The sequence below is a fragment of the Vibrio floridensis genome, from assembly GCF_021852965.1.
Taxonomy (GTDB): Bacteria; Pseudomonadota; Gammaproteobacteria; order Enterobacterales; family Vibrionaceae; genus Vibrio; species Vibrio floridensis.
This window is the reverse complement of the sequence record NZ_JAKGCY010000004.1, coordinates 203,861-229,118: the sequence shown is the minus strand read 5'-3', so window position 1 is coordinate 229,118 and position 25,258 is coordinate 203,861. Positions and strand designations below refer to the sequence as shown.

23 protein-coding genes are annotated in these 25,258 nt (G+C 46.1%); 18 read left to right on the top strand and 5 right to left on the bottom strand.

From position 1 onward, the window contains the following. Position 1: 1 nt before the first annotated feature. Both LZU85_RS09285 and LZU85_RS09280 read right to left on the bottom strand, forming a co-directional pair. Positions 2–1,462 carry a sodium-dependent transporter gene (locus tag LZU85_RS09285; protein ID WP_176297266.1) on the bottom strand — a complete coding sequence of 487 codons (1,461 nt, stop codon included), beginning with the start codon at positions 1,460–1,462 and terminating at the stop codon, positions 2–4. A gap of 454 nt (positions 1,463–1,916) precedes the next feature. Then, positions 1,917–2,510, bottom strand: a complete 594-nt coding sequence (locus LZU85_RS09280) for a porin family protein (protein WP_176297267.1) — start codon at positions 2,508–2,510, stop codon at positions 1,917–1,919. 125 nt (positions 2,511–2,635) lie between these two features. Between LZU85_RS09280 and cydH the strand changes: the two genes are divergently transcribed. The 10 genes from cydH (at position 2,636) to LZU85_RS09230 (ending at position 12,998) form a co-directional block, all read left to right on the top strand. Further along, the gene (gene cydH / locus LZU85_RS09275; protein WP_176297268.1) at positions 2,636–2,728 is read left to right on the top strand and encodes a cytochrome bd-I oxidase subunit CydH; all 93 of its coding nucleotides are present in this window, start codon (positions 2,636–2,638) and stop codon (positions 2,726–2,728) included. A gap of 15 nt (positions 2,729–2,743) precedes the next feature. After that, positions 2,744–3,904 (top strand): patatin-like phospholipase family protein, encoded by a 1,161-nt coding sequence (locus LZU85_RS09270; RefSeq protein WP_176297269.1) that lies wholly within the window; start codon positions 2,744–2,746, stop codon positions 3,902–3,904. Between the two features lie 426 nt (positions 3,905–4,330). Then, complete coding sequence (locus LZU85_RS09265; RefSeq protein ID WP_176297396.1) at positions 4,331–4,927, top strand: GTP cyclohydrolase II; 597 nt, start codon at positions 4,331–4,333, stop codon at positions 4,925–4,927. A 170-nt stretch (positions 4,928–5,097) separates the two neighbouring features. Continuing rightward, positions 5,098–6,360 (top strand): imelysin family protein, encoded by a 1,263-nt coding sequence (locus LZU85_RS09260; protein ID WP_237286931.1) that lies wholly within the window; start codon positions 5,098–5,100, stop codon positions 6,358–6,360. 72 nt (positions 6,361–6,432) lie between these two features. Beyond that, a complete protein-coding gene (locus LZU85_RS09255; protein WP_237286930.1) occupies positions 6,433–7,812 on the top strand; it encodes a di-heme oxidoreductase family protein in 1,380 nt (459 codons plus the stop codon). Positions 7,813–7,821: 9 nt separating this feature from the next. After that, positions 7,822–8,847 (top strand): imelysin family protein, encoded by a 1,026-nt coding sequence (locus tag LZU85_RS09250; RefSeq protein WP_176297271.1) that lies wholly within the window; start codon positions 7,822–7,824, stop codon positions 8,845–8,847. Further along, positions 8,828–9,922 carry a DUF1513 domain-containing protein gene (locus tag LZU85_RS09245; protein ID WP_176297272.1) on the top strand — a complete coding sequence of 365 codons (1,095 nt, stop codon included), beginning with the start codon at positions 8,828–8,830 and terminating at the stop codon, positions 9,920–9,922. The genes LZU85_RS09250 and LZU85_RS09245 overlap by 20 nt, the downstream gene beginning before the upstream one ends. Before the next feature lie 83 nt (positions 9,923–10,005). Next, positions 10,006–11,562 (top strand): L,D-transpeptidase family protein, encoded by a 1,557-nt coding sequence (locus tag LZU85_RS09240; RefSeq protein ID WP_176297273.1) that lies wholly within the window; start codon positions 10,006–10,008, stop codon positions 11,560–11,562. Between the two features lie 163 nt (positions 11,563–11,725). Beyond that, positions 11,726–12,271 (top strand): peptidoglycan L,D-endopeptidase MepK, encoded by a 546-nt coding sequence (gene mepK, locus LZU85_RS09235; protein WP_176297274.1) that lies wholly within the window; start codon positions 11,726–11,728, stop codon positions 12,269–12,271. Between the two features lie 70 nt (positions 12,272–12,341). Beyond that, positions 12,342–12,998, top strand: a complete 657-nt coding sequence (locus tag LZU85_RS09230) for an MBL fold metallo-hydrolase (RefSeq protein WP_176297275.1) — start codon at positions 12,342–12,344, stop codon at positions 12,996–12,998. Positions 12,999–13,033: 35 nt separating this feature from the next. Here the strand turns inward: LZU85_RS09230 and LZU85_RS09225 are convergent, their stop codons facing one another. Then, on the bottom strand, positions 13,034–13,705 hold the full coding sequence (locus tag LZU85_RS09225; protein WP_176297276.1) for a DUF2982 domain-containing protein: 672 nt from the start codon (positions 13,703–13,705) through the stop codon (positions 13,034–13,036). 235 nt (positions 13,706–13,940) lie between these two features. Between LZU85_RS09225 and LZU85_RS09220 the strand changes: the two genes are divergently transcribed. From LZU85_RS09220 to LZU85_RS09195, 6 genes are all read left to right on the top strand, one after another. Continuing rightward, entirely contained in the window at positions 13,941–14,339 is a 399-nt protein-coding gene (locus LZU85_RS09220) for a MarR family transcriptional regulator (protein WP_176297277.1), read from the top strand. Between the two features lie 391 nt (positions 14,340–14,730). Beyond that, complete coding sequence (locus tag LZU85_RS09215) at positions 14,731–15,819, top strand: TRAP transporter substrate-binding protein (protein WP_176297278.1); 1,089 nt, start codon at positions 14,731–14,733, stop codon at positions 15,817–15,819. Positions 15,820–15,943: 124 nt separating this feature from the next. Then, complete coding sequence (locus tag LZU85_RS09210) at positions 15,944–16,483, top strand: TRAP transporter small permease subunit (RefSeq protein ID WP_176297279.1); 540 nt, start codon at positions 15,944–15,946, stop codon at positions 16,481–16,483. A 10-nt stretch (positions 16,484–16,493) separates the two neighbouring features. Then, positions 16,494–17,780 (top strand): TRAP transporter large permease, encoded by a 1,287-nt coding sequence (locus tag LZU85_RS09205; protein WP_176297280.1) that lies wholly within the window; start codon positions 16,494–16,496, stop codon positions 17,778–17,780. Positions 17,781–17,891: 111 nt separating this feature from the next. Continuing rightward, entirely contained in the window at positions 17,892–19,247 is a 1,356-nt protein-coding gene (locus LZU85_RS09200; protein WP_237286929.1) for a cache domain-containing protein, read from the top strand. Continuing rightward, positions 19,240–19,878: a response regulator gene (locus tag LZU85_RS09195; protein ID WP_176297282.1), complete on the top strand. Its 639-nt coding sequence runs from the start codon at positions 19,240–19,242 to the stop codon at positions 19,876–19,878. The genes LZU85_RS09200 and LZU85_RS09195 overlap by 8 nt, the downstream gene beginning before the upstream one ends. A gap of 13 nt (positions 19,879–19,891) precedes the next feature. Here the strand turns inward: LZU85_RS09195 and LZU85_RS09190 are convergent, their stop codons facing one another. Continuing rightward, positions 19,892–20,377 carry a MarR family transcriptional regulator gene (locus tag LZU85_RS09190; protein WP_176297283.1) on the bottom strand — a complete coding sequence of 162 codons (486 nt, stop codon included), beginning with the start codon at positions 20,375–20,377 and terminating at the stop codon, positions 19,892–19,894. 394 nt (positions 20,378–20,771) lie between these two features. On the opposite strand from LZU85_RS09190, the gene LZU85_RS09185 reads away from it, so the two are divergent. Together LZU85_RS09185 and LZU85_RS09180 are read left to right on the top strand one after the other, a co-directional pair. Continuing rightward, positions 20,772–22,343 (top strand): BCCT family transporter, encoded by a 1,572-nt coding sequence (locus LZU85_RS09185; RefSeq protein ID WP_237286928.1) that lies wholly within the window; start codon positions 20,772–20,774, stop codon positions 22,341–22,343. A gap of 200 nt (positions 22,344–22,543) precedes the next feature. Then, positions 22,544–24,427, top strand: a complete 1,884-nt coding sequence (locus LZU85_RS09180) for a methyl-accepting chemotaxis protein (protein WP_176297285.1) — start codon at positions 22,544–22,546, stop codon at positions 24,425–24,427. 113 nt (positions 24,428–24,540) lie between these two features. Here LZU85_RS09180 and LZU85_RS09175 read toward each other — a convergent pair whose 3' ends face one another. Then, entirely contained in the window at positions 24,541–25,257 is a 717-nt protein-coding gene (locus LZU85_RS09175; RefSeq protein ID WP_237286927.1) for a 3'-5' exonuclease, read from the bottom strand. Position 25,258: the final 1 nt, after the last annotated feature.

The following is a 25,258-nucleotide window of genomic DNA, read 5'->3' as shown; positions in this document are numbered from 1 at the left end:
ATTATGCTTCCTTACGATTTGTTGCGTTGATAACAAAGCCCATAACAAACAGTGCTGCGATAATTGCCCAGCCAAGCGTTAAGTCATAACCACCGTAGCCTTCGGTAAACAGTGTCATCAGCTTGGTAGCAAGAATCACAGCAAGAACGGCTGGGGTAATAAATTTCAAGCAAACATCGAACCAAGTGCCAATCGTGAAATCAGAAATCTTGTTCACGTATTCGCGAACATCGGCCACTTTGTTAAGCAGCCATGCCATAAGTACGATTTCAACCAAACCTCCGACCATGATACCGACGTTGTTTGCAAAGTGATCAACGAGATCGAGCAGTAACAAACCACCATTGGTTGCAAATGCCATAGAGACAACCAGTCCACTACCGATAACAATCGTAGCCGCTTTTTTACGGCTCCAGTTTAGTTTGTCAATCAGTGCAGAAGTCACCGCTTCCATAATTGAAATATGCGAGCTTAGACCTGCTACCACCAACGCTAAGAAGAACAATGGTCCAAGGATGTATGGAATAGGTAGCAAGTTAATGGCCGCTGGGATCGTAACAAATGCAAGGCCCACACCAGCAGACACCACTTCTGTGATCGGTTTTCCCTGCTCTTGTGCCATATAGCCCAGTACCGAGAAAATCATAATGCCTGCAAGAATCGAGAAACCGCAGTTGATTAATACGGTCATGAAAGCGTTGTTCGTGATGTCCGATTTTTCAGGTAGATAGCTTGAATACGCCAGCATGATGGCAAAACCGATACTGAGGGTAAAGAAGATCTGCCCATATGCAGCGGCCCATACTTTAACATCCCAAATCTTGCTAAAGTCTGGTTCGAACATGTAGTTCACACCATCCAATGCGCCAGGTAAGAAGATCATACGGCCAATCAACAGCAGTACCATGATGAATAGAATCGGCATCATGATTTTTGATGCACGCTCAATACCGGATTTTACGCCGCCGATGATAGCGGCATAGGTGATCCCCCATGCAATCAGCATCGCCAAAGCAATTTTCCATTGGATGTCGCCTAGATTGGTTGGTGAGTTATCGCCCAGCGCCAGATATTCACTGAAGAAAAAGGCGTTGGTATCACTTCCCCAACTTTGTGTAAATGACATCCCAAAGTAGGAGATTGCCCAGCCAATAACGGCGACGTAGTACACCGCAATAACGGCCGCTACGCCAACTTGGAACCAACCCAACCATTCAAACTTAGGGTGGATTTTACCTAAGGTTGCTGGTGCTGAGCCGCGATATTTTTGTCCCATACTGAACTCTAGGATCATAAAGGGAATGCCCGCGGTGACCATAGCAAAAAGGTAAGGAATAAAAAATGCACCGCCACCGTTCTCGTAAGCCATATATGGGAAACGCCAAATATTGCCTAAACCGATCGCTGAACCGACGGCCGCTAAAATGAATCCCGCGCGGGATCCCCATTGTTCTCGCTTCATAATAAACTCCTTTACGACTCCCTGAGGAATGAAGCTTTTCTCTTTGAGTGACGAATATGTATGAAAAACGGTCTCTCATACTGTATTTGAGCAATTAACCTAATGTTAATGTCATTGTTAGTTTTTATGTCGAATCAAGAGAGAAAGTTTAGAATTAAAACCCAATTTGTTTGATGTGTGTTTGCGCTGGTTGAAATATTCAACTGTCGCGTGTGATGGAGAGTAGCGATTTATTTTGCGTTAAGCAATAGAATGTAATTGTTAAATATGGATTTGTTTTTTGTTTTTATTTGGATTCTAGCGGTATATGCAAAGTTAAGTGATGGTGTTTTGTTGAGTTTTTAGTGGAATGTTTTGGTCTGTAGGATATCGCTGGGGGATGTTACTTTTTAAAGTTTTTAGGGCGTATAACTGATTTTTATCCGCCCACTAGAATATTTTTGTTGTATTAATGTTAAAACTTGAAGGTTAATCCTAAATTAGATTGAAATTGGTTTACCCAATCGGTTTCAAACTGAATGACACAGTTTTGACCAGTTGTTGGTACCACACAGGCAGCACTTGAATTGTTATCAACCACCGTGCCAAGCCAGCGGACTTGCGCTGAAACAGACAAGTTACTTGTTATTGGGTACTCAATACCACCGAAAATGCTGGCTGAAAATCCGACTTTATCATTTGCCCAATCGACATCAGCGTAAGAAGCACCAAGGCCTAATCCTAGGTAACTATTCAATCCTGAGTCTGTCGGGTAGTAAACACTACTTTGAAGGTGTAAATAGTGGAAACCGTACTCATGTTTGATGACATCCACTTCTGAGTTTTGATATGAGTAGAACAAGCCAACTCTGCCTTTATCAAGTGGGGTTTCTAAAGCGATAGCATAGGTGGCCGATGGGTTGAGGTCGAAGCTTTTTTGATTTTCATCTTCAACGGCCCCACCGATTGTATAGCCGAGAAATGGCGTAACCATAATTTGATTTGCTATTGCCGGAGACGAAACATGAAGTAGTAGGATACAACTCAGGAGAGAAAATCGTTTTAACATAATAAAGTCCTTTTTCGCCAACTGTTTATTTGTGATGTTCACGTCAATTTTGCATGACAAGTTTAGACAATTGCCATACATCCCCCATACTGATGTTACTACTTTGTTGCAAATGGAAGTTTCTTATGGAACAAGAATTAAAATCAGCCTTAATCATCACAGCAACTGTCTTTGCTGTTCTACTCTCTTTTGGTTTAATTGCGATCACTGCCGCTTAAATTTAGGTAACGCCGATGGCAATAAACAGTGGTATTGTCACGAACAGTTACACCAATCTTGACAAAGATCGGTATGCGAAATATCAACAAGGGAAAACATCTTTGGTTGCCCAAGGCGGTGGCCAAAGAGGAATTTTTACTGCCGGCGTATTGGACGCTTTCATCCTCTCTGACTTCGATCCCTTTAATGAGTTCTATGGTACGTCTGCTGGCGCATTGAATTTGTGTGCTTACTTGTGTCGTCAGCATGGACTAGGAAAAGCATTCATACTCGATCTCACCACGGATTCTGAGTTTTTTAACTTATTTGGTTACATTCGGCAGAAGCAATATCTGGGTTTGGAATGGGCGTTGGATAAAATTCGCTCTTATCCTTATAAGTTGGATCTTGATCTTGGTGAATCCATATTGGGTGAACGACACGCGTATGCTTCGGTGACGGAAACATCGACATTAACTGACCGTTATTTACCGATGTTTGGTCCGTTATGGCATGACACCATGTTGGCAACGTGTGCTATTCCGAAGCTATACGCACACCCTGTAATGATAAATGGCACCGAGTATGTGGACGGTGGCGTATCGGCGTCCGTGCCGGTGCAGGAGCCGTGGCGACGCAATGCGCGCTCTATTGTGGTTATCCGAACTGAACCGTTTAGTGCAACTGACAATACGACGCCGATTAATCTAACAGAGATGAAACCGAGAGAGGCGGATTGGTTTCGTAATTCATTCGGTAATGTACAGTTAAAATGGCAGGATAGGGTGAGCCGTTGGCGCGAAGATTGGAGCTTGTTCTTTCAACAGCAAATTGCCGATTCCCAGGCGATACCTGATCACAAATTTCGTTTGTTAAATGGTGGGCGTTGGTTATTTGGTGCCGATAACATCTACCGCCTTAGTCATCTGATTGGCGACAATTTTGATTCAGGGCTGGCCGATATGTTGATGGTACATTACCAAACGTACTCTTTAACCCGTGATTTTCTTGCTAAGCCACCTGACGACACCTTTATCATTCAAATTACACCGGATGCCCCTCTTCGCTCGAGCTCACTACTCAGCAGTAAGGATGACCTGCTTTTTGATTATGAATGCGGACTCAAAGCAGGGTATCGCTTTATTGAAGACTATGACTTGGTAAAACGGAATAGGATGTTGGAACGCATTTCTTAGTGTTCAACACGAACCCATTTATTCTCACTCTTACTTGGCAAGTGGTTCAAAAAGGGACAGCCTCAACTTGCTTTGCTTTGCTTTGCTTTGCTTTGCTTTGCTTTGCTTTGCTTTGCTTTTTTTAGAGGTGATCTTCAGCGGTAGATAGGGGGCTATATGTTCATCATTTTACCTGTTTTCTTCCATTTTCATCCCATTGTTCTTCACGCAACACTGTTAGCTCGCCTTAGAACTGAGCGTCAAACAGTATGATTCTTTCTAGCCAAGCGTTGCGCTTGGGAAATATTGTTATAATATAACAAAACTCATTTGTGATCCGAACGTTGAAAAACAGAGTATCAACCCCCATAGTTGAATTGCAGATGAGACAACATCATGTTTAACAGAACCGTTAGATTAGAAGTAACCAATCAAGTGAGTAGAGATATGGCGGAAGTCCGAGCCAGGGTCGATTTTAAAGTCGGTGCAAAAAGTAATATTGATGCGGAAATTCTTTCATTTCGTGGTTTGAAGACCGACAAAGAGCACGTGGCTGTCATTTTTAAATCGGCCGATAAAACGCAGGCAGTTCCGATGGTTCGCATGCACTCAGAATGCCTAACTGGCGATGTGTTCCACTCATCTCGTTGTGACTGTGGTGAACAGTTGGAAGAAACCATCAATCGTATGGGTGAATCTGGCGGCATCATTCTTTATCTTCGCCAAGAAGGTCGCGGGATCGGCCTTTACAACAAAATCGATGCTTACCGTTTGCAAAGCGAAGGGATGAATACTTACGAGGCCAATAACCATCTTGGCTTTGATGACGATCTTCGTGACTTTACGGAAGCGGCACAAATGCTTGAAGCGTTGGGTGTGAAACAAATTCGATTAGTGACCAATAATCCGAAAAAAATACGTGAGTTAAAAGAATATGGCATTGATATTGTTGAAGTCGTCAATACTTCTGCACATATCAAAGACGGAAATGAGAGCTATTTGAAAGCGAAAGTTTCCCACGGAAAGCACCACTTGAAAGTTTAACTCGGTTCTTGCTTAGCAATAATTGATAGAAAGCTCCACAGTTGTGGAGCTTTTTTTGTTTGTCACTTGCAAAAAAAATGTAACTTTGTATTATCTGGCGACTAATAGTGCAAATAAGAATAATTAGCACTACGAATAACAAACAAAAATGCTCAACAAGGATGCTTCAGATGAATGCAAAAACTCTATTAGTCCAATCTTTAGCAGTGACAACACTGTTTGCCAGTGGTCACCTGCTTGCCGCGAATGTTACCAATCAGCAAGTTGTCGAGCATTATGCTGACGTTGCCCACGCTGTTTTTGCGGATTCATTGACAACCGCACAACAACTTGAAAAGAAAGTAGAACAGTTTTTGTCTGCGCCTTCAGCGGCAAAGTTAGAAGAGGTTAAGCAGGCGTGGCTAGCTGCTCGAGTGCCTTATCAACAATCTGAAGTGTTCCGTTTCGGTAATGCCGTTGTGGATGATTGGGAAGGGCAGTTGAATGCTTGGCCATTAGACGAAGGTTTGATCGATTATGTTTCAACCGACTACCAATATGAGCTGGGTAACGAAGGGGCGAAAGCCAATATCGTTGCGAACACAACGCTGAAAATTGGCGCGTCGCAACTGGATGTTTCCGTTATTACACCTGAGTTGATCGCAGAGCTCAACGAAGTCGGTGGCTCTGAAGCTAACGTGGCTTCTGGCTATCACGCCATTGAGTTTTTACTTTGGGGTCAAGATCTTAACGGTACAAATGCTGGTGCTGGTCAACGTGCTTACACGGATTTTGTTGTGGGTTCGCAATGCACCAATGGTCACTGTGATCGCCGTGGCGCCTATCTAAAAGCAGCGGCTCAGCTCCTCGTAACGGATCTTGAGTGGATGGAAAAACAATGGTCTGCGCAAGAGAAAGGTAACTACCGTCAAGAATTGCTTGGACAGTCGGCAGAAAATGGTTTGCGTAAAATGCTGTTTGGTATGGGCTCACTTTCGCTTGGTGAATTGGCCGGTGAGCGTATGAAAGTGGCACTAGAAGCAAACTCGACAGAGGATGAGCACGATTGTTTCTCGGACAACACTCATAACTCACACTACTACAACGAGCAAGGTATCTATAACGTTTACACCGGTATCTACAAACGTGTTGATGGCTCACTGCTCACAGGACCAAGCCTACATGATTTGGTGGCACAACAAGATAAAAACGCGGCCAAAGAGATCCAAGCACAGTTTGATACCACTCGTGCGCAAGTAGGCAAGTTAGTTACATCTGCGGAAAAGCAAAATCAACATTTTGACCAACTGATTGCAGCGGGCAATGCGCAAGGCAATGCGCTAGTGAACGAAACCATCATGTCATTGGTGGCGCAAACCTCAGCGATCGAACGTGCGGCTAAGATTGTTGGCATCGACAGTCTAAATCCAGACACCGCGGATCACGAATTCTAATAATTATTATCATATTTAGAGGGCTCATTAGAGCCCTTTTGCTGTTTATGCAGTTTAGTAGGAAGCAATTCAATGAAGCCGTACTTGCTCAGCACTCTCATCGTGCTCTCTTCAACCGCGTTTGCCAACGACCTTAAATCTGGTGGTGACACCAGCGTTAAAAAAGAGGGTCCAAATGCTTTTTCATTACCTGCAGCCAATCTTCCAATGAGCAAAAGATTGGATTTTAGTGTAGGCAACAGTTTTTTCCGCAACCCTTGGGTGTCTGCGCCGGCCTCAACGGATGCACGTGATGGCCTTGGTCCACTGTTTAACACGAATGGTTGTCAAAACTGCCATATTAAAGATGGTCGGGGCCATCCTCCTGAAAAAGGGGACAGTCATGCCGTATCAATGCTGGTGCGCTTGAGCATTCCAGCACTCACGGCGGAGCAGAAAAAAGCGGTGATCACCAGTGGTGTCATTCCTGAACCGACTTACGGTGGTCAGTTACAAGATTTTGCTCTTCAAGACCAAAAACCGGAAGGGCAAATCAGCATCCGTTACAGCGATGTACCTGTTACATTCAGCGATGGGACGACGGTGGTGTTGCGTAAGCCGACGGTAGAGATCCGTGATCTGGCTTATGGAGAGATGCATCCACAAACCTTGCTTTCTGCTCGTGTCGCACCTCCGATGATCGGTCTTGGTCTGCTTGAATCGATAGCCGAAGAAACCCTGTTGCAGTGGGCTGATAAAGACGATCGCAATCAAGACGGCATCTCAGGAAAACTCAATAAAGTGTGGGATGTGCAAACTCAATCCCTCGCAATTGGTCGTTTTGGTTGGAAAGCGGGTCAACCGACCTTAATGCAACAAAACGCGGCGGCGTTTAACGGTGATCTTGGCTTAACCAGCCATCTCTTCCCGCAAGAAAACTGCACCGATAGACAAGATCTCTGTCGCAAGTTGCCCAATGGTGGCTCGCCCGAGGTGAGTGACAACATTTTGGATTTTGTTGAGTTCTATTCTCAGCATTTAGCGGTGCCGATTCGTCGCAACGTGAATGATCCGCAGGTCAAGCTCGGCGAGACGCTGTTCGTTCAATCAGGCTGTGAGAGTTGTCATAAGCAGACGGTGAAAACCGCCAAACGTGAGGCATTGCCTGCATTGTCAGAACAAACCATTCATCCCTATACTGATTTATTGTTGCACGACATGGGGCCAGGTTTGGCAGACAATCGACCAGAATACCTAGCCAATGGTCAAGAGTGGCGAACACCGCCGTTGTGGGGCATTGGTTATACGCAAGAAGTGAATGACCACACTTATTTTTTACACGATGGAAGAGCACGAAATCTGATGGAAGCGGTACTTTGGCATGGCGGTGAAGCGGAAGCTGCCAAGCAAAACGTGTTGAAGATGTCAGCAAAAGAGCGCGATGCGTTGATCGCTTTCCTCAATTCGCTATAGGGAGTGGCAATGAAGATCATACACATTTCACTTGCAATGAGCGCGGCGCTGCTCGTTGTCGGCTGCCAATCAACCACAGACTCGCACAAGGTTTCACAACATCGTAGCGAAGCGGTTTACCACCTCGAACGAGCGGCGGCAGCCACTTTGGCTCAAGAAACTACAGAACTTGTTAGCGCGTTTGTGCATTACTGCCAGTTGCCAGAGGCGGGCATGGAGACCGTCAAGAAACAGTGGCACCGCAGTATGTTGAGCTGGATGGCGTTGCAAGGTCAAGAGCGCGGACCTGCAGCGGCGCTTGAGCAAAGCTGGAACGTACAATTTTGGCCAGATAAAAAGAACACCACAGGACGTAAGATGTCCGCATTGATTCAGCAGAACACAACGTGGAAAGCAGATGACATTGCGGCACAAAGCGTGACAGTTCAAGGTCTTGGTGCGATTGAATGGCTACTTTATGATGAAAGTTCAGATCTCAGTCGAAATGCTCAAACTTGCCAAACTGGGGTCGCGATTAGCCGTCATCTCAATCAAAACACGCAACGTATTTCAGATGCATGGTCAAGTAACCCTTGGGCATCGCTCAATGAGAAAGAGTGGCACTCAGAGTACATTTCACTGCTGTCAAACCAATTGGAATATGCGATGAAAAAGCTGAGCCGTCCGTTAGCCAATATTGGTCAACCTCGCCCTTATTTTTCTGAATCATGGCGCTCTCAAACCTCGCTTTCCAATCTAAAAGCGAACGTGGAAGCATTAAAAGCGCTTTATTTAGCCAATGGAGAGGGGCTAGACGCTACATTGAGGGGAATGGATAAAGCAGAGTTGGCAGATCGAGTGGTGAATCAGTTTGATGTCACTTTAGCAACTTGGCCTGAGCAAACGAGCTTGTTTGCAACATTGCAAGACAAAGAAGGCTATCGAATGGCGTTGACTCAGTTACGCAAACTGGAGCAGTTGAAGTACCTCATCCACGATGAAGTGGCGGTCGAGTTGGGCGTCGTTATAGGATTCAATGCAACCGATGGTGACTAACGAACAACGACGAGCTTTATTAAAAGCTGCACTGTTTGGCGTGAGCGCACCGCTCATGCCTTTTGGCTGTGCATCAACCAATCAAGATGCGAGACAAGCTGAACCCGCATTGGTGGGATGCGCGATTCGTGGGCGTAACCAATATACAGCGGTAGTGGCTGATCAATATGGCCGACCACTACAGCAGTTGCCGCTTCCTGATCGTGGCCATGGTGTCGCCACCAATGCGCATGGACATGCGACGGTATTTGCACGTCGTCCGGGTAGTTTCTTCATGGTGTTTGATTATCACTCGGGAGAAACCATCCATCTGCAAAGTGCTCATCCCGAAAGGCATTTCTATGGCCACGGTGTCTACTCTCATGCCGGGGATTACCTCTTTGCCACCGAGGGAGAGCGCAGTACAAGCCGAGGTATCATCGGTGTGTACGATGTCCGCAACCGTTATAAAAAAGTCGCGGAGCTCAGCGGATTTGGCATTGGCCCTCATGAGGTGATCATGATGCCTGATGGTGTATTGGCAATTGGTGTTGGCGGCATTCATACCCTTGGTCGCGCGCCATTAAATTTGGACACCATGCGGCCATCGTTAAGTTACCTCTCACAACAAGGGAAACTGTTGGAGCAAGTTGCTTTATCGGATCCTAAGCTTAGCATTCGGCATCTCGCTCACGATGGTGCGGAAACGGTGTTATGTGGTCAGCAGTATCGAGGTGAGCCGGATGAGTATCCATCGCTGTTGGCGATGCACACTCGTGGAGGAGAGATGATTCCATTGCGTGCTGAACCAGAGCAGTGGGCTCGTTTTAATCATTACATCGCCAGCATTGCGGCAACATCCGATTGGATTTTGGCCACCTCACCGCCGGGCAACTGTTATGGTATCTGGTCTAAAGCCACTGGAGAATTGGTGGAGTTAGCCGCACTGCCTGATGCCTCAGGCGTGGTGGTTTACCAAGATCAGTTTCGCGTGAGCTCTGGAGCTGGAAAAGTGATCACCACATCGGTCCAGATGGGTAGCTCTGAGATTCAATCGAATATTCAATGGGATAATCACTGGTCAAAAGTAATTTAAATCGCGTTGTTTGAATTCCTTCCCCTGTTTTTTTTGAACTTTGCCATACTTAAGCAGTACGGAGAATTTCGCAGGGGGCTGGGATGATGGTAAAACGAGTGATGATGCTGTTGTTTTTTCTTATCTCCAGTTCCGTATGGGCAAGCTCTGGACTGGATCAGAAGCATTGGCTGAATAGTCACTCTGCCGTGTTCGCTTATGTACAGTTTCCTCTGCAGGTGGAACGTCTCTATGAGGAAAACCACCATCGTTTAATTTGGTCAGATGAAGAAGCGACAGCACAGCTTGAATTCCAGTTGGAGTTGATCAAATCGGCGTCAATTAGCCCTTACTTTGAGTATCAGATAGACAAGTTAAGACGATACAAAACGGAACAGATGTGGTTTGAATATGACATCGTTGCTACCGACCTGTTGCTTTCCTATTTAAGTTACTTAGAAAAACTTCCGACACATGGGCAAGATTGGTTGTTTACCCAGCCATTAAATCAAAGTCTGCCAGCGCCTTCGCTGGCAATCACCAACCGATTATCTGCGGATATTCAAGCGGGCTATTTGGCTACGTTTGTGCAGTCGCTACGCTCGCCTCTTCAGCGCCATCAGCATTTTGCTAACCGCTATAGTCGTCTACTTAAGGCGAGAGATTATGCCATTCCTCTCTACCATCAAACTGGGTTACTTAAGCCTGGTGAAAAACTTAATGACCGGGAAGCATTGATTCGTCGCCTTGATATTGTCGGTTTAGAGACACGAACTCTGAGAAAAGATGGCCTCTACTATGATGCTGAGTTAGTCAGCATTATCCAGCAGTTCCAAAAAATGCATGGGCTACGTCAAGATGGTGTCATTGGGCCAATCACCATCAAATGGCTCAACATGACCCCCGCTCAGCGGCTGCATTCTATGGCGCTCAACTCAGAGCGCTCTCGATTGTGGCCGGAAGAACGTGACCTTCTGGTCTTGGTTAATGTACCTGGCTATGAGATGAAGTTTTGGTACAAAGGAGAGGAGATCTTCGAATCCAAGGTGGTGGTTGGCAGAAAGAGCCGAAAAACGCCGATTATGGTAGGAAAAATGGATGGTGTGGTACTTAACCCTATCTGGAATGTACCTAAAACCATCATGGTTAAAGATATTTTGCCGAAAGTGAAATATGACCAAAGTTTTCTCTCCCAGCAAAACATTGAAATTGTCGAAGGGTGGGATTCACAAACGGTCGTCAACCCACAGTCCATTGATTGGACCAAGGTATCGCTAAACAAGTTTCCCTATAAGATGCGTCAATTGTCAGGAAATCAGAATGCTCTGGGTTTGTATAAGTTCAATATACCCAATAAACGGGCGATATTCCTGCATGACACACCGTCAAAAAGCTTGTTTCAAGAGGATAGCCGAGCATTCAGCTCTGGATGTGTTCGGGTAGAAAACGCTGATCAGTTTGCCTTAGAGCTGCTTAAAACTCAGGGGCTGGAGCAAGAACTGAGTAATGTCTCATCAAGACAAGAAGCAAACACCATGATCCCTTTGAAACACCGTGTACCTGTGCACATCATCTATCAGACGGTGTGGTTTGAAGGTGAGGAGATCAATTACCGGGATGATATCTATCAATACGATTTGGTCGATAATCACAAAGGGTGAAAATTGAACAAAATTTTACATAAGAAAAAAAGAGAGTTTACTCAATAACTAATGATTACTTTTATAGAATGTGTCCACTTTAGGCGCATTTTATGCATTTGACGAGGGAAATGTCATTCGATAAGGTTCGCTGCTGATGTCATTTTAAGTGGTACCTTATTACATGTCTGAGCAATACTCTCGACGACAGTTTCTTCGCATCACCAGTGGTGGTTTGTTGTTGGCAACCGCAATGCCGAAGCTTGCTGTTGCTTCGATGCCTGATCAACCTCGTTCGTTGGCTTTGAATAATTTGCACACCGGAGAGTGGTTGGAAACCTGTTATTTTGACGGAAATGCTTATCTCGATGAAGAGTTAGCACGGATTGACCATTTATGTCGTGACTTCCGCTTAAATGAAGTGCATCCCATGGATCGTCGCTTGTTTGATCGCCTAACTCAGATCCAAAAACTGGTTGGAACGGAGAACGAAGTGCAGATCATTTCTGGCTACCGCTCGCCCCAAACCAATGAAGCCTTGAGAGCTAAGTCGTCTGGCGTAGCCAAGAAAAGCTATCACATGCTTGGACAAGCCATCGACTTTCGCCTTGATGGTGTGAAACTGGCAACCATTCGCGATGCTGCACTAAGTCTCAATGCTGGTGGTGTGGGTTATTACCCAGGTAGCAACTTTATCCATATCGATACAGGCCCAGTTCGCTCTTGGTAGTGGCTTATTCTTGTTTTTCGGTGCTTCCGGTGTCATAGTTTCGCCCAGTTCGAAATTGACCGAGGTTGCTATGGCACTTAAATATCAGATTGTTCCCGTTACTCCATTTGCACAAAACTGTTCGATTGTTTGGTGTGATGACACCATGAAAGGCATCGTCATCGATCCTGGTGGTGATGAAAAGCAACTTGCCGTGATCATCAAAGAATTGGGTGTGGAAGTGATCAATTTGGTATTAACCCATGGTCATTTGGATCACGTTGGCGGAACCGAGCGTCTGGCTGAAATGCTTGATGGTATCGAGATTGTTGGTCCTCATAAGGCAGACAACTTTTGGCTACAAGGTCTGGAAGGACAAAGTCAAATGTTTGGATTTCCGTTGACAGAGGCGTTTGAACCAAATCAATGGCTCAATGATGGTGACGAAGTGCGTTTTGGCAATCAAGTGCTGCAAGTGCTTCATACACCTGGGCATACTCCTGGTCACGTGGTGTTGTACAGTGAAGAAGCGCGTCGTGCGTTTGTCGGAGATGTGTTGTTTAATGGCAGCATTGGTCGTACTGACTTTCCGCAAGGCGATTTCAATACGCTGATCGCGTCAATCAAGAATAAGTTGTGGCCATTAGGTAACGACGTCACCTTTATTCCGGGCCATGGCCCAGAGTCAACTTTTGGCCACGAGCGTCGAACTAATCCGTTTGTGGCTGATGAAATGCCGCTCTATTAAGGGTAACAGAGCTTAATGAGCGTGAAATAAACGCGCTATGGTTGGTCTGGCTCTGCCGCGGCAAGATAGCGTCGTGTCAGGCCAACAAACTCTTCCGCAGGGCGATCTAAGTCCTGAGCCGATATAAAAATATCGTAATCAAAAAAAACTCGCTGATAGCGCATTCGGTTGGCCAGCATGGCTTGTAATCCGGTATGCTCGCGGCCTTCCTCATCAATAAATGGTGTTGCATCTAATACCATTTCTTCGAAGCGGCTTTCACATTGATGTTGTCTTGCACCTAAATACAAAAGTGCACGTTGGCTCAAAAGAACCTCTGTCGCGACGCGTGGGCACACCGCATTGAGGTAAGGAGAATAGCGCTGAAGCTTGATCCCGATCCATGGCAGTGGTTGATGCCAACCTTCGCTCTCGTAAGTACAAATGCCGATGCGCTCAACGTTGCGCCATTTCACTACCCAACCTCCCCGAAATAGATGTTGCTGGAAATGGGTTGAGGTCAGGGTGTAGGCAACGGTACTTCGTTTAATTAAGTAAAGGGCAAAAAGCGCTATGGTGATAATCAAACCGAGTGAAAGTAGGGCTTGTTGCCAGCCGGGAGACAAGATGAGCAGTAGCACGGCAACGAAGACAAAAATCACCCATAACCCTTTTACAAAGGCTGAGTTAGTGGTCAGATAGCTATTGCTGAGTTGCAGTGTTTGCATTGTGATTGATTTACCTACTTTTTGTGTTGTGTCCAGCCTGCTGGCGAAAAGTTGTACGTTGGCATAGCCAATTAAGTTCATTATCTTATTGATTAAAGAATAGTCTCTCTCCGTTCATAACGCATTTTTCGCCACTGTTCACTGCTTAAGCCTACAAATCGAGCTGAAATTTTGGTATAAAACGCGCTTCAAATTTTCATCCCTGCTGATAAGCAGTGAACTGGAGACACATTCAATGAGACTTGCTCATAAGCGTAAAGTGCAGATGAAACTGCAAAAACGCATTAAAGCAGCTGTAGCGAATTTGGCTACTGCATCAAAAACAGTTAAGCCAGCTGCAGAAAAAACCGTCATCTCTAAGTCAGTGGCTGAGAAAAAAGTCGTTGCAACTCAAGTAGCAGTACCTTCAGCAGTGAAAGCAGACATTGCACTGACGCCGAAGCAACAGCAGGTGCTGGATATCGTTGCGGCTAACGCAGAAGGTATCAATCCAAAAAGCATTGGTTTAGCTGCGGGTCAAGAAGACGCGAAAGCCGCATCTTGGGCGACGGGAGCATTGAAAAAGTTACTTGACGATAATCTCGTGAAGAAAGAGCAACTCGCGGGTAACAAAGTTCTCTACAAGCTCATTTAATTTTATTCGCGAGTAAATTGATTCAAACCCTCAGCATCGCTGAGGGTTTTTTATATCGGGTGATATGTCCTTTCACTCGTTATCCATTTTGTATCGACCTGGTCACATTTTGGACAAAGTTTGTTAAATATTACTGTTAATAATACTTAGTTGTAACTGCGTACTGCTAGCTTTCTTTCGTAGATATTAATTTCATGTATTTCAAATGAATAGTTTGCATGTGGCGATCTGGCTACGTATTTATACTTATTTAAAGTAAGTGGCTGACCTTCTTTTCTATCGAGCGATTGCGTGTTCCTGCCGATTAACAAGTTTCGTTTTTTGTTACATGTTTAACATGAATTTCAAGTGTCAATAGAAGTGACATGAATTAAAACAAAGGACGTGAAACATGAGTCTTATCCAAAGAACGATAAAACGAGTGCTAAAAACCACTGCAGTTGCCGCTGCTCTTGCTTTCGTGGCGACATCGGCACACGCAGCTGAAAAGGTATACCGATTGAAACTGGCAGAAACTTGGGGGCCAAACTTCCCAATTTTCGGCGATGCAACAAAAAACATGGCCAAAATGGCAGAAGAGATGTCAAACGGCCGTTTGCAAATCCGGATTGATTCCGCCAACAAACACAAAGCGCCACTTGGTGTATTTGATATGGTGAAATCTGGTCAGTACGACTTGGGGCATTCTGCATCCTACTACTGGAAAGGCAAGGTCCCAAACACACTTTACTTCACGTCAATGCCTTTTGGCATGTTACCTGCCGAGCAGTATGCCTGGTTCTATCAAGGTGGCGGCATGGAGCTCATGGAAAAAGTGTATGCACCTCATAACCTGCTGTCGTTCCCAGGTGGTAACACCGATACTCAGATGGGCGGCTGGTTCCAAAAAGAAATCAACTCGGTCGATGACTTACAAGGCCTGAAAATGCGCATTCCAGGTTTTGCCGGTGAAATCCTAGCCGAACTTGGTGCAAAACCAACCAACATTGCCCCGGGTGAGCTTTATACCTCGCTTGAGCGCCGTACCATCGATGCGTTGGAATGGGTTGGCCCGTCACTTGACCTGCGTATGGGCTTCCACAAAATTGCCCCATACTACTACACCGGTTGGCATGAGCCAGGCACAGAACTCCAATTCTTGGTGAACAAACGCACTTGGGATGGTCTGCCTGATGATCTGAAAGCGATTCTGAAAGTCGCAATGAAGACTGCAGCTTATGACATGTATGTTCAATCTGTGCATGAGAGTGGTAAAAACTGGGCATCGATTAAATCTGAATACCCGAATGTTCAGGTGAAAGATTTCCCTGCATCGGTAATGACGGCGCTACGCAGTGCTAACGACAAACTGCTGAAAGAACACGCAGCGCAAGATGCACTAGCAAAAGAAATTCAAGAATCCCAAGCGGCTTACATCAAGCAAGTTCGTCCTTGGACAGACATTTCTGCACGTGCTTATCTCAATAGCCAAGCACAGTAAGAAATTCGTCAGTTCCCCCTGACGAGAAGCCCAAGATAGCTCTAGCCGAAAGGTGACGAGCATACTAAAAAGCTCCGCTGGTACTGCCAAGCGGAGCATCTTTCAAAGTTCCATGGAGTAGGGAATGAGAAACCTAATTTATATTGAGCGTCTCTTTAACCGCTTTGGCGATCTTCTAGGATGGGTTTCCAGCGTGCTGTTTATTTTGCTGCTGGCCAACGTTGTCTACGATGTCGTCATGCGTTATGTGTTCAATGACGTATCCATCGCCTTCCAAGAAATGGAGTGGCACCTGTTCTCGGCGGTCTTTCTGCTCGGTATTCCTTTTGCGTTAAAAGCGGGTGGCCATGTGCGTGTCGACCTCTTTTACGAACGTCTTTCCCACCGTGCTCAAGCGATAATCGATTTGCTCGGAACCGTATTCTTTTTATTTCCTTTCTGCCTGTTAGTGGCGTGGTTTGGTATTGATTTCGCGAAAGAGAGCTATGCGCTTGGCGAAACGTCGGGCGATCCCGGTGGCTTGCCCTATCGCTGGGTAATTAAAGCGATTATTCCACTTTCGTTTGTTTTTATGGCAGTGAGCGGTGTGGGTTTGCTGTTGCATTCACTTAATAAAATCGTTAACCCGCATCTTATGCATCACTCTTCATCAGATAAGTCGTAAGGAAATCAAGATGATCGGTATAGTAATGTTTTTTGTAGCGCTCTTTGCGTTACTGCTTGGTTTCCCTGTGGCATTTACCTTTGGTGGTATTGCGCTGTTATTTGGTGTGTGGGCAGAAGGGGTAGAAATGTTTGCCTTCATGCCGTATCGCATTCAATCCATCATGGAAAACACCGTATTGATGGCGGTGCCTCTGTTTGTGTTTATGGGCTTGGTGCTGCAGAAAACCCGTCTTGCAGAACAGCTGCTTGAATCTATGGGCAAGCTGTTTGGCAGTGTGCGTGGCGGTTTGGCGATTTCAACCGTGTTGGTGGGCGCTCTTTTGGCGGCTTCAACCGGCGTTGTGGGCGCTTCTGTCGTAGCGATGGGATTGATCTCATTGCCAGTCATGTTGAAGTACAACTACGACAAAGGGCTAGCGTGCGGCACTATTTGTGCGTCAGGTACCTTAGGGCAAATTATTCCGCCTTCGATTGTCTTGATCCTATTGGGTGATGTGCTCGGCGTGCCAGTGGGCGATCTGTTCCAAGCGGCCGTGTGGCCGGGAATTGTGCTTGTGGGTGTGTATGTTATCTATATTTTGATTTATGCAAAACTGAATCCAGAAGCTGCTCAGCCGATGGAGCGCGATGATACCATCAGCCGTAAGCAAGAAGTTGTCAAAGCGTTGAAAGCGGTGATCCCGCCATTGGCTCTGATTGTGGTGGTGCTTGGTTCCATCTTTGCTGGTGTTGCGACACCAACTGAGTCTGCTGCGTTAGGTGGCGCGGGTGCGATTGTGCTGGCTGTTCTGTATAAGCAGTTCAGTTGGGGAATGGTGTACGACTCAGCAAAAGAAACCGTGAAAGTCACCGCAATGGTGTTCGCTATTTTGCTAGGCGCGACAGCATTCTCAATGGCCTTCACTTACACTGGGGGGGATGAGCTGGTTGAAGAATGGATGTTATCAATCCCGGGTGAAAAATGGGGATTCTTAATTATTACTATGTTGGTGATACTGATCCTCGGTTTCTTTATCGATTTTGTCGAAATCTGTTTCATCATTGTACCAATTCTTGCGCCTGTCGCTGAAATTTTGGGTATCAATATGACTTGGTTTGCCATTCTAATCGCGATGAACTTGCAGACATCATTCTTGACGCCTCCCTTTGGTTTCAGTCTCTTCTACCTCAAAGGCGTGGCTCCTGCAGGAGTAACGACGCGAGATATCTATCGTGGCGTCATGCCATTTATCGGCCTGCAGATACTGGTTTTGATTTCATTGCTGGTTTTCCCATCGTTTTATGGGATGGGTTAAAGCGAGTCAATTAACGGATTTGTGACCTAAAGGTTTCTTTATTAGTGCCGTAGTTGATAGAGTGAAACTGCTTCCAGGAAAGGAAGCAGTTTCTTTATCAGGGACTTGAATATGCCGCTGAAAGTTAAATTAATTTTGCTAACGCTTCTGCCGCTGCTGTTGGTTTCTGCTAGCATCAGTTGGATTTCTATTTATCAAGCGAGAACGCTAGGGCACAAAGAAGTGGCCATTTTTCAACAGAGCTTGATCAAATCACGAGAAAGCGCATTGAAAGACAGTGTTGATCAGGCGCTCGATGCGATTTCTTATCTCTATAACAATCCCGACCTTCCTGAGCACGAAGCGCAGAACCGTGTCAAAGCGCTGCTAACACAAATCCGCTATGGCGCAGATGGCTATTTTTTTGCTTATGATAAAAGTGGTACTAATCTCGTTCACCCAATCTTACCTGAGTTGGTGGGTCAAAACTTACTTCAACTACAAGATCAAAACGGCGACCATCTTATTGAAGCATTGCTCTATCAAGCGCAAAGTGGCGGGGGATTTCACCAGTATCTTTGGCAAAAACCATCAACAGGGGAAACGGTACCCAAACTGAGTTATGCAGCGTGGTTAGATAAATGGGATTGGATGATTGGCACTGGCCTCTACATCGAAGACATCAGTCAAGAAGTGGCCAATATGCAAGAAGCGATAAACAAGAACATTGAGACAACGTTCTTTTCGGTGGTGGTGATTCTGTCGGTCACCGTCTCTGTTATTGTCGTGCTGACTTTGGCGATTAACTTACACGAGCATCGACTCGCTGACAAAAATCTTAAGGAACTTGCCCACAAAACCGTGATGTTTCAAGAGGACGAGAAGAAGCATCTTGCGAGGGAGCTTCATGATGGTATCAATCAGCTTTTAGTCTCAAGCAAGTGTCATTTAGAGCTCCTTGCACACAAAGTTCAAGATCCAACACTGCGTGTTCATCTTGATAAATCGCAGAACTCTTTGACGACTGCGATCAATGAAGTACGACACATCTCGCATCAACTGCGCCCGAGTGCTCTCGACGACATCGGCTTGGAAGCTGCGTTATCGCGATTAATGCAAGATTTTCGAGCTCACTCAGGCATAGAAATTGACATTCTATTTGATACTCAAGATCAGCGTTTGAAGTCGGAAGTGGCGACGACTTTGTATCGCGTGGTACAAGAATCATTGAACAATATTGAAAAGCATTCTGGCGCTAAAAAAGTAACGGTGAGTTTGCAGCAACTGGGCAGTGTTTTACAGTTGTTGATTCGAGATGATGGCTATGGATTTAATGTCAATGACGCTTTACGAAAAAGAGGCATTGGCCTACGTAATATGCGCGAGCGGGTGGAATTTATTGGTGGTGACTTTGAGCTGATGAGCGAGCCCGGCTTTGGCACAGAAATTACCGTGTTGTTGAATTTAAATGGATTGATTTATGGATAAGCCAATTCGAGTGGTGATAGTGGATGATCATCAAGTGGTTTTAGATGGCTTTATGGCTCGTCTAGAAATGGAGCGTGAAATCAATGTGGTGGGTACAGCCAGCAATGGATTAGAAGCCTTGGATGTGGTGAAAAAACAGAAACCCGATGTTGTACTTATGGACATCAGTATGCCCATTATGAACGGAATTGAAGCAACTCGAATCATTAAAGCCGATTGGCCAGAGGCAAAAATCTTGATGCTGACGATGCACGACAACCGAGAGTACATTGTGAAAGTGATGCAAGAAGGGGCGGTTGGCTACATGTTGAAAGAGATTTCAGCAGAAAAAATGGTGCAAGCGATCAAGACCGTCAACCAAGGCTCGACCTATTTCTGCGAATCAGCCACGCAGACGTTGTTTACTCAAGCGATCATTCCTGCGTCTCAGCGGCCAAGTCCCTTGAGCCGTCGAGAAGAAGCGGTGCTTAAGCTCGTGGCTCAGGGGCATAGCAGCAAAAAAATTGCGACTTTGCTGAATATTAGTTATCGGACGGTCGAGACTCATCGGCATAACATCAAACATAAATTGGATGTCAGCTCGACAGCAGAGCTAGCCAAATATGCGTTAGAACAAGGCTTAATCGATTAACGCGATAGCGCGACTAAGAATCTTGTTCCGTTTTGGCGATGTTGCCAATTTCAAGGATAGGGGCAACCTCAATTTGTTCGGCACTCATCATGCTAGAAATGCGTTGCACGGAAGAAAGCAGCAAGGTCTGTTCCCACTCCTGCAGCTTTTGAAACTCTGAAATAAAGTTTTCTTGCAGTGGCATGGGAGCTTGCTGGAGCAACGCCGTACCTGACTCGGTTAAGGTCGCATGCACTTTTCGTTTATCTTCTAGGCTACGTACACGTTGTACATGGCCATTTCTCTCCAATCGGTCGAGTATGGTCGTTGCTGTTGCTTGGCTCATATTCGTATGGTTTGACAACTGACGAATTGTAACTTCCCCCAACTCATTGATGGCCCTCATTAAGATCAGTTGTGGCGCCGTTAGCCCTGACACTTTGTTGAGTTTTTTTGAATGGAGATCGATCGCGCGAATGATTTGACGAATTGCGATCAGGACTTCTTCATGTTTTTCCACTATGGCCTGCCTATCCGATTTTTATTGTTGGGGGGTGATTTGCACATATCGCGATTGACTCGACCTTAATTCGTTGGATCCCTTATACATCAAGGGGGCGCGTTTGAAATGGAAGAGGCAACAAGAAGCGTATTTTAGCGCATCTTTTGGTAAATTTCACTTCGTTGTGTAATGTTTAGATGTCGAACTATCTGTCGCGTCGTTTAACTGATTATTTTGTTCCGTTAATTGAGGTTTTGGCCTGATTTTTGGTGGTAATTTGCATTGTGTGTACAATTTCTGTTAGGGTATTAGCCGATTTGAAATGATAAATGTGTTGTTCTCTAACTAATATTGGGCTGTATTTTCAAAATTAGTTAGTGTCTTTTGAAAAGTTATCGTTAAGTGAGTGAGAATGACAAAAGGTATAGATAAGTACAGTATTGACAGTACGGACTACACCGTTGGACAAGATAATGTTCAGCGTTGGGGGTTCGATGTTCACAACCCTGTTTTCGGCATCAGTGCTGGATTAGTGGGTCTATTTTTAGTTGCTGCATTAGTGTTGGATGCGCATACGATGAAAACCGCTTTAGACGGTATTAAATGGCAAATCATCGGTGTGTTTGACTGGTTGTTTATTTGGTCGGGCAATATTTTCGTCATCTTCTGTTTGGCTTTGATCGTTTCTCCGTTAGGCAAGATTCGCTTAGGTGGTCGAGATGCGGTAGCGGATTATTCCTTCCTATCTTGGATCGCGATGTTATTTGCTGCAGGCATGGGTATTGGTCTGATGTTCTGGAGTGTAGCGGAACCAGTGGCTTACTTTACGGGTTGGTATGAAACACCACTCAATGTGGCACCGAATACCCCAGAAGCGGCCAAATTAGCGTTAGGCGCGACCATGTTCCACTGGGGATTACACCCATGGGCGATTTATGGTGTCGTTGCGTTGTCGTTAGCTTTCTTTGCCTATAATAAAGGTTTGCCTTTGTCGATGCGCTCCATTTTTTACCCTTTGCTGGGTGATCGTGCTTGGGGTTGGGCAGGGCATCTGGTTGATATTTTAGCTGTGGTTGCCACCTTATTTGGTCTTGCCACTTCCTTGGGATTGGGCGCACAGCAGGCTGCTAGCGGTATTCACCATGTGTTTGGTGTTGAAGCGGGTCTTGGCCTACAAATCGCGGTGATCACCGTGGTGACTTTGCTGGCTGTGGTTTCGGTTGTTCGTGGTATTGATGGCGGTGTAAAAGTCATTAGTAACATCAATATGTTGGTTGCTTTTGCTCTATTAGCGTTGGTTGGCCTGATTGGTTGGGCGGTCAGTGTTGGTTCCGTTTCTACCACCTTAAGTGCCTATATTGAAAACATCATTCCTTTGAGTAATCCAATTGGTCGAGAAGACGAAGCTTGGTTCCAAGGTTGGACTGTCTTCTACTGGGCATGGTGGATTTCATGGTCACCATTCGTAGGCATGTTTATCGCTCGTGTATCAAAAGGTCGCACCGTTCGTGAGTTTATGACCGCGGTGTTGCTTGTGCCGACCGCAGTAACATTACTTTGGATGTCGGTCTTCGGTGGTTTAGCGATTGACCAAGTGATCAACGGTATTGGTGAGTTAGGTACGCAAGGGCTAACCGATGTGCCACTGGCGATGTTCCAGATGTTTGATCAGCTTCCATATGGCACTTTACTGTCGGTTATTGCTGTGGTGTTGGTGTTGGTGTTCTTTATTACCTCGTCGGATTCAGGTTCATTGGTGATCGATTCCATTACCGCGGGCGGTAAAGTGGATGCACCTGTGCTGCAGCGTGTATTCTGGGCCTTTATGGAAGGCGCGATTGCCGTTGCTTTGCTCTGGGTCGGTGGCACCGAAGCGATACAAGCACTGCAAGCGGGGGCGATTTCTACCGCGCTACCGTTTACGGTGATCCTATTAGCAATGTGTGTTAGTTTGCTTATGGGGATGCGTACTGAAAAGCAGTAATGATTCATACTGAGTTCGTTTTAAAAGCCAGTCTTTGTTGACTGGCTTTTTATTTGTCGTACGGTATAAAAATGACACTGATAAATGTATGGATAACAAAGGCTTAACGTACTCTGTTTGCTGTAATAATTAGTGCATCAATAAGGGATTCTGTGTAATATCGCAGGCGAAAATTTGTTCCCCCAACAAGACCTTACGACATGAAATTAACCCTGAAACAAAAGCTCATAGGCGCAAGCCTATCGGCGGTAGTGATCATGGCTACCGTTTTGACTTGGCTGTCTGCTGGACAGCTGTTTGATCAAACCCGTAATGGCGTTTACGCTCGAGCAGAAAGCTTGGGTGTGGCGGCTTCACAAGGCATTTCTGACTGGATTGCGATTCGTAAAGACATTGCTCGCGCGTTTAACGATTACAGTGAAGAAAGCGATGTGGTGCCGTTTTTGCAGCAAGCGCGTAAAGCCGGCGGATTTGACGACATCTTTTTAGGTACGCCAGCTGGTGATATGTACCGCTCTCATCCAGAGCGTAATCGCCCTGATTATGATCCTCGTGTTCGCCCTTGGTACAAGGATGCCACAGTCGCAGGCAAACAAATCATTACTACTGCTTATCAAGATGCGATCACCAATGCGCTACTGGTGACCATCGCAGAACCGGTCAACCGCGGTGGTAAAATGGTGGGCGTTGTCGGTGCCGACGTTTTGATCGACCAGTTGATCAGTGACGTGATTAACCTAGACGCAGGCACCAATGCTTATGCTATGTTGATCGATACCCAAGACGGTACTTTCCTGGCTCATCCGGATAAGAAGCTTGCACTCAAACCTATCAATACTTTATTGAAACAATTTACATTGCAAGATATCGAGCGTTCAGCGTCTCAAGGCCATATTGAAGAGGCGACCATCAACGGCAAAGCTAAGCTTTTCTACTTCACTAAAGTACCTGAAACACCTTGGATGTTCGCGATTGAAATGGACAGAGCAACTGAAGAAGCAAGCCATAGCCAATTATTGCGTGAAATGATGATCACCGCAGTGTTGATCACCATCGTGGTGATTGTTGCGGTTTCTTGGTTGGTGGGCTTCTTGTTCCGTGACCTAGGCCGCGTATCTAAAGCACTCGAAGAGATCGCTTCAGGTGAAGGCGACCTAACGCAACGTCTTGAGCCTCGCAGCGATGACGAAGTGGGCAAGCTGGCGGAAAACTTCAACCGTTTTGTCGGCAACATGCACACAATGGTGAGCAAGTTGAGTGCCGTGTCAGCTTCGTTGTCTGAGCAGGCGAAAACCACAGCAATGCGTGCAGAAGAGCGCAGTCAGCGCATTTCTCATCAGCAAGATGAGATCAACATGGTCGCGACGGCAGTGAATGAAATGGCAGCCGCAACCCAAGAGATCGCGGGCAATGCCGACCACACGGCGCAAAATGCGGAAGAAGCGGTTTCTGCCTGTGTTCATGGCTCTGAGCAAGTGACACAGACACAAGGTTCGATCCAAAACTTGGCAAAAGAAGTGCAAGTGGCGACCAATGTTATCCAAGAGTTGGAAGCACACGGTAATGCCATCAACACCATTCTTTCTACCATTCAAGGGATTGCTGAGCAGACCAACTTACTTGCACTGAACGCAGCGATTGAAGCGGCGCGTGCGGGTGAGCAAGGTCGTGGTTTCGCCGTGGTGGCCGATGAAGTTCGCGTGCTAAGTCAACGTACCCATGCGTCGACCAAAGAAATCCAACACACGATTGAAATGCTGCAAGGTACAACCGTTCAAGCGGTGGGCATTATGGACGACAGCCGTCAGCTTGCGGGCACCAGCGTTGATGATGCGAACTCTGCAGCGGTAAGCTTGACGCAAATCCACACCGCTGTTGAGCGTATCAGTGATATGGCAACGCAAATCGCGTCAGCAGCAGAAGAGCAGGCCTCTGTTACCACCGAGATCACGCGTAATACCGAAGGGATCCGCGACGTCTCAAACGAGCTCGCGTACGAAGCGCAGCAAGCGGCTTCTCAAGCTGCGATGCTTTCTGAGCTCTCACACGAGCTGGAACAGGAAATCCGACGCTTCAAACTGTAAGCCCTGTTTTTTACACACCAAAAAGGAGCTGGTCATTCAGCTCCTTTTTTATGCTCGAAACTTGAGGATTGTTCTACGCTCTTGGCAATCGCTGTTCTTGGTTTTTGCCTTGGCTATCGCCACAGCTCCGAAACAGGCGTTTGCAAGGAAAAATGATGGGCGATCTGTGCCTGGAATAGCTCGGCGGTGGCAATGGCATCGGTGAGTGCATGGTGCGCGGAATAATCGGGTAGGCCATAGCGACGACGACTTTGGGCTAAACGGACTGAAGGAAGCGATTTCCCTTTGAGTCGATTCAGCCAGCCACCAAATTGCTGTTTTGCCCACTGGCTTTCAATTTCCATGGTGTCGAGCAGGGGAAATTCAATGCCTTCATTGATTCGCTTACGTAACGCGCTATCAAAAAATGGTCGCTCAATATGTTGGTAGTGGACCACCACCACTTTACCCGCAAGGCAATCAAGCACTTCATCCAATACGTCGATTAAGTCAGGCGCGCGCTGAACTTTGCTGTGCGTAATACCATGAATGACGACGGACTCTTCATGCAACTGGTTTTCCGGTTTGACTGTCCAATAGCGTGCTTGTTGCAGCCGTATTCGGTGTAAATCAAAGGGTACCAGCCCAATGGAAAGAATATCGTGTTGATTGGGATTTAAGCCGGTGGTTTCAAAGTCTAAGGCCACCAGTGGTGTTGAACCTATCATTGTCTCGCCCGAGACAGGCGGTGATTGATAAAATCGGCGCAAGCGCGTATCGGCAACTCGCTGCTGCTTTTGCAGGAATTTGTGCTGCCATTCAAGCTTGGTGGGTTTGAGTAAAGAGATCATA

What these genes read in the sequence shown, in the direction of transcription:
- LZU85_RS09285 (WP_176297266.1), bottom strand. Translation starts at nt 1,462, where the DNA reads ATGAAGCGAGAACAATGGGGATCCCGCGCGGGATTCATTTTAGCGGCC.
- LZU85_RS09280 (WP_176297267.1), bottom strand. Translation starts at nt 2,510, where the DNA reads ATGTTAAAACGATTTTCTCTCCTGAGTTGTATCCTACTACTTCATGTT.
- cydH (WP_176297268.1), top strand. Translation starts at nt 2,636, where the DNA reads ATGGAACAAGAATTAAAATCAGCCTTAATCATCACAGCAACTGTCTTT.
- LZU85_RS09270 (WP_176297269.1), top strand. Translation starts at nt 2,744, where the DNA reads ATGGCAATAAACAGTGGTATTGTCACGAACAGTTACACCAATCTTGAC.
- LZU85_RS09265 (WP_176297396.1), top strand. Translation starts at nt 4,331, where the DNA reads ATGGCGGAAGTCCGAGCCAGGGTCGATTTTAAAGTCGGTGCAAAAAGT.
- LZU85_RS09260 (WP_237286931.1), top strand. Translation starts at nt 5,098, where the DNA reads ATGAATGCAAAAACTCTATTAGTCCAATCTTTAGCAGTGACAACACTG.
- LZU85_RS09255 (WP_237286930.1), top strand. Translation starts at nt 6,433, where the DNA reads ATGAAGCCGTACTTGCTCAGCACTCTCATCGTGCTCTCTTCAACCGCG.
- LZU85_RS09250 (WP_176297271.1), top strand. Translation starts at nt 7,822, where the DNA reads ATGAAGATCATACACATTTCACTTGCAATGAGCGCGGCGCTGCTCGTT.
- LZU85_RS09245 (WP_176297272.1), top strand. Translation starts at nt 8,828, where the DNA reads ATGCAACCGATGGTGACTAACGAACAACGACGAGCTTTATTAAAAGCT.
- LZU85_RS09240 (WP_176297273.1), top strand. Translation starts at nt 10,006, where the DNA reads ATGATGGTAAAACGAGTGATGATGCTGTTGTTTTTTCTTATCTCCAGT.
- mepK (WP_176297274.1), top strand. Translation starts at nt 11,726, where the DNA reads ATGTCTGAGCAATACTCTCGACGACAGTTTCTTCGCATCACCAGTGGT.
- LZU85_RS09230 (WP_176297275.1), top strand. Translation starts at nt 12,342, where the DNA reads ATGGCACTTAAATATCAGATTGTTCCCGTTACTCCATTTGCACAAAAC.
- LZU85_RS09225 (WP_176297276.1), bottom strand. Translation starts at nt 13,705, where the DNA reads ATGCAAACACTGCAACTCAGCAATAGCTATCTGACCACTAACTCAGCC.
- LZU85_RS09220 (WP_176297277.1), top strand. Translation starts at nt 13,941, where the DNA reads ATGAGACTTGCTCATAAGCGTAAAGTGCAGATGAAACTGCAAAAACGC.
- LZU85_RS09215 (WP_176297278.1), top strand. Translation starts at nt 14,731, where the DNA reads ATGAGTCTTATCCAAAGAACGATAAAACGAGTGCTAAAAACCACTGCA.
- LZU85_RS09210 (WP_176297279.1), top strand. Translation starts at nt 15,944, where the DNA reads ATGAGAAACCTAATTTATATTGAGCGTCTCTTTAACCGCTTTGGCGAT.
- LZU85_RS09205 (WP_176297280.1), top strand. Translation starts at nt 16,494, where the DNA reads ATGATCGGTATAGTAATGTTTTTTGTAGCGCTCTTTGCGTTACTGCTT.
- LZU85_RS09200 (WP_237286929.1), top strand. Translation starts at nt 17,892, where the DNA reads ATGCCGCTGAAAGTTAAATTAATTTTGCTAACGCTTCTGCCGCTGCTG.
- LZU85_RS09195 (WP_176297282.1), top strand. Translation starts at nt 19,240, where the DNA reads ATGGATAAGCCAATTCGAGTGGTGATAGTGGATGATCATCAAGTGGTT.
- LZU85_RS09185 (WP_237286928.1), top strand. Translation starts at nt 20,772, where the DNA reads ATGACAAAAGGTATAGATAAGTACAGTATTGACAGTACGGACTACACC.
- LZU85_RS09180 (WP_176297285.1), top strand. Translation starts at nt 22,544, where the DNA reads ATGAAATTAACCCTGAAACAAAAGCTCATAGGCGCAAGCCTATCGGCG.
- LZU85_RS09175 (WP_237286927.1), bottom strand. Translation starts at nt 25,257, where the DNA reads ATGATCTCTTTACTCAAACCCACCAAGCTTGAATGGCAGCACAAATTC.